Here is an 11910-nt window from a genome sequence, read left to right on the forward strand (position 1 = left end):
GAACACCCTTTTCGAAAGGTGTACACTCTTTAAAGGAATGTATGTTTGGTGCTTTTTTTAATGGTTGAGAGTCTAACAAAGTATGAGGGTGAAGTCGTTGAGAGTGAAGAGTGGGGAGTTTATGAGTTGGCCGAATGTGGCAGGGGCATTTGCTGTGATGGCTATTTTTGTTCTTCAGGTGATGTGGATCCCATCCTACGCGGCTACTTGGGATATGGTGGATTTTGCACTGGGTGTCCTGCATTTTGATATGTATCAGATGCAGCCCCATTTCCCAGGATATCCTTATTTCATCTTGGGAGGCAAGGTCCTTCATCTGATGGTGGGAGATCCCGTCCAAGCCCTGACCCTATTTAATATCATCCTATATGGAAGTGCGATCATCCCTCTTTTTCTGTTGATGAAACGAATCGTGCGACCGGCTTATGCAGGGATGGCAGCGGCGATCGTTTATACGAGCAGCTTCACAGTCCTGATGGTGAATCAGCCGATGTCCGAGGGAGCGGCAGTCGGGGTGATGTGGTGGTACATATGGAGTTTGGTTTTCGCCAATGAGAGAACTCATAACGGATTTCTCATCCTTCCCCTGTTCCTATTCAGCCTGCTTCTTGGAATCAGATTATCCTATCTGGTCTTTGGAATCGGGATCCTGATGGTCCTGTACAGAAAGTGGAAGGAAGGCATGGTAACATTTCTGGATACCTTCGTTTACCTCCTCATTGCAATCCTGTTCCAGCTCCTCTGGGTAGCGGGCATCAGCATGTCAGAAGGGGGATATGAAAGCTTCCTCCGATTGGGCCTCTCCTTCACGAACGGACATTTTCAAGAATGGGGGGGAACGATCCGCGCCTCAGGTCTAAGCCTCTTGGACAGAATCGTGAAACTGATCTTTGTCAACACGATTTGGGTTGGGGGTGTAGGTGAATCCCTGCTCCTTCTCATTCTAATGGTGGTCGGTTTGGCTGCAGTAAGGAAGGATTCGCATGGGAATCGTTATATGACAAGCCTGATGCTGATGCTAATGGGAAGTTATTTTCTTTGGGCCCTTTTTGCCCAGAATGTGATGAAGCCCCGTCATGCTTTGCCTTTGATCGGGATCGCTTTGTTCCTTGGAGCGGGAAAGCTGCTTTCACAACGACTTTCCCGGGCAGGTTTCAAACTTGTCCTCTCATTCCTTCTGCTTCAGGTTTACCATACAAGTACGTTATTATATAAACATGCATCGGACGTTCCGGCTGTCTATCAAATGGCCGATTATTTAGAGAGTGAAGGGAAAGGAAAGCCTCTCGTCGTATATACATGGGAAGAGTCCAGGGTACTCGAGTATCTTGACGTCCCTTTTATTCATAAGAAAGTACAAACGTACGAAGTGTTTACCACTGACGCAGGGTATTACCCTGAACGGGATATTTATCTGACAGATAAAGTAGTCGAAGGGTTTAAAAAACAGGGGATCCAGGTGGATGGATTCGTTAAAGTCGAGAAGCATTTCCATTCCAGTGAGCTCATCGATCCCATCTATCACGACCTGACATTATATAAATGGGAGAAACAGAGGGAGGAGGAAGAAGGATGAATCAGAATATCACGAATAAATTAGCGCTGCTTCCCGACCAACCGGGCTGTTATTTAATGAAAGACAGGCAGGGTACGATCATCTATGTGGGAAAGGCCAAAGTATTGAAAAACCGGGTGCGTTCCTATTTCACCGGCTCCCATGATGCGAAAACCCAGCGGCTGGTAGGGGAGATCGAGGATTTCGAGTACATCATGACGTCATCTGACCTGGAAGCCCTTGTCCTCGAAATGAATTTGATCAAAAAGTATGACCCTAAATACAATGTCATGTTGAAGGATGATAAAAGCTATCCGTTCATTAAGTTAACGAATGAACGCCACCCGAGACTCATTACCACAAGAAAGGTCCAACGGGGAAAGGGAAAGTATTTCGGTCCCTATCCTAATGTCGGGGCGGCAAATGAAACGAAAAAACTTCTCGACCGCTTGTATCCTTTACGGAAATGCTCGAATCTTCCCGACCGTGCCTGCCTTTACTATCATATCGGCCAATGCCTTGCTCCCTGTATTAAAGAAGTGAGCAAAGACACATACCGTGACATGACAGATGAAATAACCCGATTCTTGAACGGCGGATACAAGGAAATCAAGAACCAGCTGACGGTGAAAATGAATGAAGCCTCGGAAAATCTGGAATTTGAAAGAGCGAAGGAATTCCGCGATCAGATTCTTCATATCGAAGCGACCATGGAAAAGCAGAAAATGACGATGACCGATTTCACGGATCGTGATGTGTTCGGATATTTCGTTGATAAGGGCTGGATGTGTGTTCAGGTATTCTTCGTCCGGCAAGGTAAGCTCATTGAGCGGGATGTGTCATTATTCCCTCTCTATAATGAACCTGAGGATGAGTTTCTCACGTTTTTAGGTCAGTTCTACTCCAAATCCAACCACTTTAAGCCGAAAGAGATCTTTCTGCCTGAAGCGATTGACATCGATCTCGCGGAAAAACTTCTGGAGGTAAAAATGACCCGGCCGAAACGTGGAAAGAAGAAAGAGCTTGTGAAGCTTGCAGAGAAAAATGCCAAGCAGGCACTTGGAGAAAAATTCGCACTGATCGAGAGAGATGAAGAGCGGACGATTAAAGCCATTGAGCGCCTGGGGGATCATATGGGCATTTATACGCCTTTCCGGATTGAAGCCTTTGATAACTCAAATATTCAAGGAAGTGATCCTGTTTCGGCGATGATCGTCTTCTTGGACGGGAAACCTGCCAAGAACGAATACCGCAAGTACAAGATTAAAACCGTCAAGGGGCCAGATGATTATGATTCCATGAGGGAGGTTGTCCGGAGGAGATATACGAGAGTGTTGAAAGACGGACTTCCTTTACCGGATCTCATCATCATCGATGGAGGAAAAGGTCAGATCGAAGCGGCAAGGGATGTGATTGAGAATGAATTGGGTCTCGACATCCCGATCGGTGGCCTTGCGAAAGACGACAAGCATCAGACGTCGGAACTGCTTTACGGAAACCCGTTGCAGATCGTCCCCCTCGAAAAGCGCAGCCAGGAATTTTATCTCCTGCAGCGGATCCAGGATGAAGTTCACCGGTTCGCCATCACCTTCCACCGTCAACTTCGAGGAAAGAGCGCATTCCAGTCGACCCTTGACGACATCGACGGCATCGGTCCAAAACGGAAAAAACAGCTTCTTAAACACTTTGGTTCAATGAAAAAGATGAAAGAAGCGACAGTGGAGGAATTTACAGAAATCGGAATTCCAGAAGCCGTGGCAAAGATATTGGTGGAGAAGTTGAAGTAGCAGCTGAATAAATGAATTCAATTTATTTAAAAATTGTGCATTGAATCACAATTTTTTATGTGCTATACTTAACAAAAATTTATAACATTATCACTTTTTAAGTGGTGATAGAGGTGCGAACTTCAAAAGTACAGGTAAAGAGGGGGATGAGCCCCGCCGACATGCCTGGAAAGGGGAGAATCGCCGAAGTGGTTATAGTCTCATGCTATATCTGCTGGTCCTGCGTTTAAGAAATGCAGGATTGTCAAGATGATTCAATCTTGGAGAGCTATCTCACAATGCCGATGAACCTATTTGTATGTTCTGCTGTATGTTCATAAAGCAATGAGATATTATTCTCATTGCTTTTTTTATTATCAGCGCAGGATTTTGTTATAAAGATCCTGTCCTATGAACGTTTAGGATGATTGTGATTGTACTCTTCATCATGAAAAAGAGCGGCGACGCTCAGAAAGAGGGAGAAGTCGTGAGTATTATTATTCAAAAATTCGGTGGCACTTCAGTAGGGTCTGTGGAAAGAATTCAAAATGTTGCGTCTAGGATCATTGAAGAAAAAGAAAGAGGGAATGATGTGGTCGTCGTCGTATCTGCCATGGGAAAAACGACGGATACACTTGTTGGTCTTGCAAGGGAGATCACGTCCCAACCGAGCAAAAGAGAAATGGATATGCTGCTCTCAACCGGGGAACAGGTGACCATTTCACTCCTTACGATGGCCCTTATCCAATCGGGACATGATGCCATTTCATTCACGGGCTGGCAGGCTGGCATCGAAACGGAATCTGTCCACAGCAATGCAAGGATTACAAATATTCATACCGATAAAATGACGACTCACCTTCAGAAAGGAAGAGTGGTCATCGTGGCGGGATTCCAGGGCATGACAAATTCGGGTGAAATCACAACACTTGGCAGGGGCGGGTCGGATACAACGGCCGTTGCGATTGCAGCTGCCCTGAAAGCGGAGCGCTGTGACATCTATACAGACGTAGACGGGGTTTACACGACAGACCCCCGCTATATAAAAGGAGCAAGGAAGTTACCGTCGATTTCCTATGATGAAATGCTCGAACTTGCAAACCTCGGGGCGGGGGTCCTGCATCCAAGGGCTGTGGAGTTTGCCAAGAATTATCAAATTCCTTTAGAAGTCAGATCCAGTATTGAACGAGTGGAAGGAACGTATATTGAGGAGGAAGCAAGCATGGAACAGAACTTAATCGTACGAGGGGTAGCCTTTGAGAATGAAATTACACGCGTCACTGTATTTGGACTGCGAAATGCTTTAACAGGACTATCATCTGTGTTCACAACGTTGGCCGAAAATCATTTGAACGTAGATATCATCATTCAGACCCAGACGGATCAGAAAACGACCAATCTATCTTTCTCCATCAAGGAGCACGATCTCGATGAAACCCTCGCTGTTCTGGAACGAAATAAAGAGCAGTTGAATTTCACACACGTCGAGCATGAGAGTGGGCTTGCGAAAGTTTCCATCGTCGGTTCGGGGATGATTTCAAACCCGGGTGTGGCCGCGGAAATGTTTGAAGTACTGGCTCAAAATGACATTGTGGTGAAAATGGTCAGCACTTCTGAAATTAAAGTGTCGACAGTAGTGGATGGCGAGAATATGCAAAAGGCGGCAGGTGTCTTACATACGGCCTTTCATCTGGATGCCGTGAAGATGGAAGAAGTCACGCTGTAAGATCATCATGAAAAAGGGTTGTCCTGAATGATCAGGGCAACCCTTTACTAGGAGATTGACTACTCAATCCGGTCTTTGTCGTCCCATCTTACAACCACTTTGACCGATTGACTCCGTTTATGTAATTCGTCAGCAGCTTCTGCCACACATTTTCTTAGAAGCTGAATTTGTTCGGCAATAAAGCCCGTTTCCAGTTTGAAGTTCACATCCGTTTTCAGTGACAGACGCCGTTCGATTACAGGTCCATTCAATTCAAATGTCATCTCATTTCTTTTTTGTTCCAGAAGTGTAAGGGTGCCCCATCCTGCTTCCTCGAAAAAGGAAGATATTTCTTCCGTTGACTGAAGGGGGAATTTCCTCGAGAGCTGCTTTCCTCCCCAGTACAGGATATCGGGTGTGTGCTTTCCTAATATGTCTGGAATCAAGATGTCGCGTAACATTTCATATCCGAAGATTGGAACGGACGGCTGATGTACTTCTTCTTTTTTCTGTTCCAAGTAAATCCCCTCTTTCTATAAAACTATTATATACATGAAAGAGGTAATTATCATCCCATACCTTGAAAAAATGACCTTGGGATATTTTGGTGCTATAATATTTATTGTTTATTTATTAGAATTTTCGAACATTTAATCAGGCAAAACCTCATGTTTTTCGTTGTTGATATATTGAAAATATTTTTGCGATATTGTCGAATTTATGTATACGTTTTCTTGACGCTTCCACTCCTTGGGAGTAAAATGAACATGTCACATTATTGTTACAATATAAAATATGTATCGTTGTCTAATCATTAGTAAAAGGTATTAGAAAACGAATTCATATTTTATCATTAAGGGGGGTAAATCATGGCTGGAAATCGAGAATTTAATTATCGCAGGCTTCATTCATTGCTAGGTGTTATTCCAGTTGGATTATTTTTAACACAACATTTAGTCGTGAACCATTTTGCCACTGGTGGGGAAGAATCATTTAACCAGGCGGCACATTTTATGGAAAGTCTTCCTTTCCGTTATTTCCTTGAAATCTTTATCATCTTCCTTCCATTGTATTTCCATGCAATTTACGGAATTTACATTGCATTCACTTCCAAGAATAATGCAAGCAGGTTTGGTTATTTCCGTAACTGGATGTTTTTACTTCAACGCGTATCTGGAGTGATCACATTTATTTTCGTAACATGGCATATTTGGGAAACAAGGGTCGCTGCAGCGTTCGGCGCTGAAGTGAATTTCCAGATGATGGAAAATATTTTATCCAATCCGTTGATGTTAGGATTTTACGTGCTAGGTGTTCTTTCAACGATTTTCCACTTTGCAAATGGATTATGGTCATTCTGCGTTAGCTGGGGACTTACGGTTACACCTCGTTCTCAATTAATTGCTACATATGTTACGATCGGGATTTTTGTTGCGTTATCGATTGTCGGTATGCGTGCAATCTTTGCCTTCGTATAAGCAGAAAAAATATACGAGTCTGATAGATAGGTAAGTGCTCTTAGAAGTATGGTAGGAAAAGGAGTGAGTCACGATGAGTAAAGGCAAAATCATTATTGTCGGTGGCGGTTTAGCCGGCTTGATGGCCACAATTAAAGCAGCAGAAAAAGGAACGCAAGTCGATTTATTCTCACTGGTACCCGTTAAGCGTTCTCACTCTGTTTGCGCGCAAGGCGGTATTAATGGAGCCGTTAACACAAAGGGAGAAGGGGATTCTCCTTGGGTGCATTTTGATGATACCATTTATGGTGGGGATTTCTTAGCGAATCAACCGCCTGTTAAGGCAATGACGGAAGCAGCACCCGGGATCATTCATTTGCTGGATCGTATGGGTGTCATGTTTAATCGTACACCGGAAGGATTACTGGATTTCCGTCGATTCGGTGGCACGCAGCATCATAGAACTGCTTTCGCCGGTGCAACGACTGGTCAGCAATTATTATATGCATTGGACGAGCAGGTTCGCCGTCATGAAGTGGCCGGGTTAGTAAGCAAGTTCGAAGGTTGGGAATTCCTTGGAGTCGTCATTGATGACGATGGAGTCGCAAGAGGGATCGTTGCCCAGAACCTTCAAACGATGGAGATCAAATCATTTGCAGCAGATGCCGTAATCATGGCTTCCGGTGGACCGGGGATCATCTTCGGTAAGTCTACAAACTCTGTCATCAATACGGGTTCAGCTGCATCAATCGTCTATCAACAAGGTGCGTATTATGCAAATGGTGAGTTCATTCAAATTCACCCGACAGCCATTCCTGGTGACGATAAACTTCGTCTTATGAGTGAATCGGCGCGTGGTGAAGGTGGACGTGTATGGACATACAAAGACGGTAAGCCATGGTACTTCCTTGAAGAGAAGTATCCTGCATATGGTAACCTTGTACCCCGTGATATCGCCACACGTGAAATCTTTGATGTGTGCGTAAACCAAAAGCTTGGTATCAATGGCGAGAACATGGTTTACCTCGATCTGTCTCATAAAGATTCAAAAGAGCTTGATATCAAGCTTGGCGGAATCATTGAAATCTATGAAAAGTTCATGGGCGATGATCCACGTAAAGTCCCAATGAAAATCTTCCCTGCCGTTCACTATTCAATGGGTGGACTATGGGTCGATTATGATCAAATGACGAATATCCCTGGTTTATTCGCAGCAGGTGAATGTGATTATTCTCAGCACGGTGGTAACCGCTTAGGTGCTAACTCATTACTATCCGCTATCTATGGCGGTATGGTTGCAGGTCCTAATGCGATTAAGTATATTGAAGGACTTGAGAAAACGGTAGAATCTGTCCCATCTTCATTATTCGACCGCTATGTGAAACAGGAAGAAGAAAAATGGAACAACATTATGTCTCTGAATGGCACTGAGAATGCTTATGTCATCCATAAAGAGCTTGGGGAATGGATGACGGATAACGTAACGGTCGTACGTCATAATGACAAGCTTCAACAAACGGATGAAAAGATCCAGGAATTGATGGAACGTTACCAAAATATCAACATCAATGACACGGCTAAATGGAGCAACCAAGGGGCGACATTCACACGTCAATTGTGGAACATGCTGCAACTTGCCCGCGTCATCACAATCGGTGCATTAAATCGTAACGAAAGCCGCGGAGCCCATTACAAACCTGACTTCCCGGACCGTAATGATGAGGAATTCCTGAAAACGACGATGGCAAAATACAATGCCGCGACGAACACTCCTGAATTCCATTATGAAGATGTAGATACATCACTGATTGCACCGCGTAAGCGTGACTATTCTAAGAATAAAGGGGGAAGTAAATGATGAGTGAAAATAAAAAAGTCCGTTTTATCATAACTCGTCAAGAAAGCCCGGAAACAGCCCCTTTCCAAGAAGAGTTCGAACTTGATTACAGACCGAATATGAACGTCATTTCCGCCTTGATGGAAATCCGTCGTAATCCGGTCAATGCAAAAGGGGAACACACAACTCCGATTAACTGGGACATGAACTGTCTAGAAGAAGTGTGTGGAGCTTGTTCAATGGTCATCAACGGTAAACCGAGACAGTCTTGTACGGCTTTGGTCGACCAACTCGAACAGCCGATCCGTCTTGAGCCTATGCGCACATTCCCTGTTGTCCGTGACCTGCAGGTAGACCGCAGCCGCATGTTTGACAGCTTGAAGAAAGTGAAAGCATGGATTCCGATTGATGGGACGTATGATCTTGGTCCTGGACCGCGTATGCCTGAGAAGAAGCGTCAGTGGGCATATGAATTATCGAAATGCATGACTTGTGGTGTATGTCTGGAAGCCTGTCCGAACGTAAACAGTAAGTCAGACTTCATCGGACCAGCACCATTATCTCAAGTGCGCTTGTTCAATGCGCATCCAACAGGTGCCATGAACCAGGATGAACGCCTTGAGTCAATCATGGGCGACGGTGGACTTGCCAACTGTGGGAACTCACAAAACTGTGTTCAATCCTGTCCAAAAGGAATTCCTTTGACGACTTCGATTGCGGCACTAAACCGTGAAACCACGTTCCAAATGTTCAAAAACTTCTTCGGAAGCGACCATATGGTTGATTAATACTTTCTAATGAAAAGCACTTTCCTTCGGGGGAGTGCTTTTTTGTTATGGCTCATAAAATGAAGTCAATTGTCGCATAGTAGACTACAAATGAGCATATGGAGTGATGAGTGTGAAGCGAATCGGATTGATATTCGTCATCTTGTTATCCAATCTATCCCCTGTTTACCTGGATGAGGTGAAAGCAAAGGAAGAGGAAGATGGGGGATCTTTCCGTCTGACGATCCTGCATACGAATGATGTTCACTCTCATTTGGAAAATGTTCCGTATTTGCATACAGCAATTAAAGAAGAGCGTAAAAAGGATAGGGAAGCCCTTTTGCTGGATGCGGGGGATGTGTTTTCGGGTACGTTGTTTTTTAATGAATATCTGGGACAGGCTGATGCTGGATTCATGAATGAAATTGGCTATGACGCCATGACGCTGGGAAATCATGAATTCGATAAGGGAAGTGAGGTGCTCGCGAACTTTATTAAGAAATTATCCTTTCCCGTGGTGAGCAGCAATGTGGATGTCCGTCTTGATCCTAATCTTGCTCCTTTAATGAAAAGTAATATTCCGGAACAGTCAGAAGGTGGAAAGATTTACCCTTTTATCATTCAAACTGTCAAGGGAGTGAAGATTGGCATCATCGGACTCACAACCGAAAATACGGCTTTCCTTTCTGCTCCAGATAAGAAGATAGTCTTTCTTGATGCCGAAAAGAAAGTGCGTGAAGAGATGACAAAACTTCAGGCAAGGGGCGTGAATCACATCATCCTGCTGTCTCATCTGGGAGTTCGACAAGACAAAGTGTTGGCTCAAAAGGTGAAAGGAATCGATATCATTGTCGGCGGCCATTCTCATACACGATTAGAATCCCCGCTTGTGTACAATTTGAATTCGGAACCGACTCTGATTGTACAGGCGGATGAGTATGGAAAGTCACTTGGTAAATTAATGGTTGTATTTTCCGAAAAAGGGGTACTGACCGGGTGGAATGGTGAGCTGCTGGATGTGTTGGCCAAAGATCAAATAGGGAATGACGTTTATCCTCCTGATCATTGGGCAGAAAAGAGATTGGCACAATTGCGGAAGCCCATTGAAAAGGTAGTAAAGACCATGGATGTTGGTGTAACCAACATCCCATTAAACGGGAATCGTCAGGACGTTCGGACCAAGGAGACCAATCTAGGCAACCTCATTACAGATGCCATGCTGGAAAAAGCGAATCAATATGCCCCGACCCAAATCGCATTTCAAAATGGTGGTGGAATCAGAAATTCTATCGGTACGGGGAACATTACCTTGGGAGATGTGTTGGAGGTGCTGCCATTTGGGAATACCCTTGTCACATTGAACCTGACGGGTGAGGAGATCCTTCTCGCCTTGGAACACAGTGTAGCGAACCTGGACGGGGAGACAGGTCAATTTCTTCAAGTATCGGGCATGACATTTCGCTTTGATCCCTCAAAGCCCATTGGCAATAGAATAACGGAAGTGAAAATACAAGGGGCTCCTCTTGACCATTCCAAGAGGTACGGGGTCGCAGTCAATGCATTCCTTGCAGATGGAGGGGATGGTTTCACGGTATTGAGACAAGCGAAGGAAAACGGCAGGATATCCGAGTTGCACCTCAATCTGTATGAGGTGATGAGTGAGTATCTGACCAGGCATTCCCCTGTTTCCCCGCAAGTGGAGGGAAGAATCGTGGAACGAAAAGAATAGGTAGGAAAGAGCCGGTTTTTCTTGCCGGCTCCATTTTATGCATATAGGTTTCTTATTTTTCAGAAAAGGGGTATAATAAAAATGAATGATCATTCATTTTTTATTTCCATTTTCGTTTACTAAAGGAGGAGCCAATTTGAAACATTTTACATACATTGAAGATATAGAAACATGGCAACAAGAATTTTCATTTTCTATCCATATTAAGGTCCGGTTTTCTGAGACTGATATGTTTGGACACATGAATAACACCGTTCCATTCACGTATTTTGAAGAAGCCAGGATCGAATATTTAAAGCACATTGGATTTATGCAAAACTGGGTTAAACCCGAGCATGATACGATCCCTGTCGTTGCAGATTTACAATGTGATTTTGTAAAACAAGTATTCTTCGACGAGACGTTGAAGGTATATGTGAAGGCAGATCGTGTTGGTCGCTCTTCAGTAGATTTACATTACATGGGTCTGAATGAAGAAGAACAGGTTTGCTTTACTGGTAGAGGAACCATGGTGCAAATATCAAAGGAAACTGGAAAAGGTGTCCCTTGGACGGGAGAAATGAAGGCGAAGCTCCACAGCGAAAAGGTGGTCTCGAGCCCGGTTTAGGTTGTGAAAGAAACCGCTGCCTATTTTTTCATCTAACTTCCTTCTCTATGTCACTCTAAACCCTACCTTCACATATGATATTCTGACGACCAACAATACCCATCCCCGCGGTTTAAAGCTGGCGAAGGCAAGGAGGGTTACCATAATTGAAGGACAATGATTTTACACACAAACCGTTGCTCACCAAAAGAGAAAAAGAAGTATTCGAACTGTTGGTTCAAGACAAAACAACTAAAGAAATTGCTAGTGATCTATTTATTAGCGAGAAAACAGTTCGAAATCATATTTCCAACGCCATGCAAAAGCTTGGAGTGAAGGGGCGATCTCAAGCTGTTGTAGAGCTTCTTCGCATGGGGGAACTCAAGCTTTAAATGTAAGGGACTGATTCTGATGCCGAACAATTAACAGGTTTCTAAACATGATACCTATTAATGTTTGAATGAGGGTCAGTCTCTTTTAGTTCTGTTCCCTTTTGAGAACTTGTCTT

10 protein-coding genes and 1 riboswitch are annotated in these 11910 nt (G+C 44.1%); of the genes, 9 read left to right on the top strand and 1 reads right to left on the bottom strand.

Annotated features, from left to right (window positions below; all coding sequences use genetic code 11):
* Positions 1-97: 97 nt before the first annotated feature.
* The 3 genes from ACSQ2E_RS07350 (at position 98) to ACSQ2E_RS07360 (ending at position 5047) form a co-directional block, all read left to right on the top strand.
* The gene (locus ACSQ2E_RS07350; protein ID WP_435989949.1) at positions 98-1576 is read left to right on the top strand and encodes a hypothetical protein; all 1479 of its coding nucleotides are present in this window, start codon (positions 98-100) and stop codon (positions 1574-1576) included.
* Positions 1573-3342, top strand: a complete 1770-nt coding sequence (gene uvrC, locus ACSQ2E_RS07355; protein ID WP_435989950.1) for an excinuclease ABC subunit UvrC — start codon at positions 1573-1575, stop codon at positions 3340-3342. The genes ACSQ2E_RS07350 and uvrC overlap by 4 nt, the downstream gene beginning before the upstream one ends.
* Before the next feature lie 100 nt (positions 3343-3442).
* Positions 3443-3621: riboswitch (Lysine riboswitch) on the top strand.
* Between the two features lie 187 nt (positions 3622-3808).
* Positions 3809-5047, top strand: a complete 1239-nt coding sequence (locus tag ACSQ2E_RS07360) for an aspartate kinase (RefSeq protein WP_435989951.1) — start codon at positions 3809-3811, stop codon at positions 5045-5047.
* Positions 5048-5106: 59 nt separating this feature from the next.
* Here the strand turns inward: ACSQ2E_RS07360 and ACSQ2E_RS07365 are convergent, their stop codons facing one another.
* The gene (locus tag ACSQ2E_RS07365; RefSeq protein WP_435989952.1) at positions 5107-5544 is read right to left on the bottom strand and encodes a YslB family protein; all 438 of its coding nucleotides are present in this window, start codon (positions 5542-5544) and stop codon (positions 5107-5109) included.
* Positions 5545-5895: 351 nt separating this feature from the next.
* Between ACSQ2E_RS07365 and ACSQ2E_RS07370 the strand changes: the two genes are divergently transcribed.
* From ACSQ2E_RS07370 to ACSQ2E_RS07395, 6 genes are all read left to right on the top strand, one after another.
* Complete coding sequence (locus ACSQ2E_RS07370; RefSeq protein WP_098439694.1) at positions 5896-6504, top strand: succinate dehydrogenase cytochrome b558 subunit; 609 nt, start codon at positions 5896-5898, stop codon at positions 6502-6504.
* A 73-nt stretch (positions 6505-6577) separates the two neighbouring features.
* Complete coding sequence (gene sdhA / locus ACSQ2E_RS07375) at positions 6578-8341, top strand: succinate dehydrogenase flavoprotein subunit (protein ID WP_435989953.1); 1764 nt, start codon at positions 6578-6580, stop codon at positions 8339-8341.
* Entirely contained in the window at positions 8341-9108 is a 768-nt protein-coding gene (gene sdhB, locus ACSQ2E_RS07380; RefSeq protein ID WP_060671328.1) for a succinate dehydrogenase iron-sulfur subunit, read from the top strand. The genes sdhA and sdhB overlap by 1 nt, the downstream gene beginning before the upstream one ends.
* Positions 9109-9220: 112 nt before the next feature.
* Positions 9221-10816, top strand: a complete 1596-nt coding sequence (locus ACSQ2E_RS07385) for a bifunctional metallophosphatase/5'-nucleotidase (protein ID WP_435989954.1) — start codon at positions 9221-9223, stop codon at positions 10814-10816.
* 136 nt (positions 10817-10952) lie between these two features.
* Positions 10953-11423, top strand: a complete 471-nt coding sequence (locus ACSQ2E_RS07390) for an acyl-CoA thioesterase (protein ID WP_435989955.1) — start codon at positions 10953-10955, stop codon at positions 11421-11423.
* Positions 11424-11569: 146 nt separating this feature from the next.
* On the top strand, positions 11570-11794 hold the full coding sequence (locus tag ACSQ2E_RS07395) for a helix-turn-helix domain-containing protein (protein WP_032087424.1): 225 nt from the start codon (positions 11570-11572) through the stop codon (positions 11792-11794).
* Positions 11795-11910 lie beyond the last annotated feature (116 nt).

Source organism: Rossellomorea sp. LjRoot5, from assembly GCF_964253455.1.
Lineage (GTDB): Bacteria > Bacillota > Bacilli > Bacillales > Bacillaceae_B > Rossellomorea.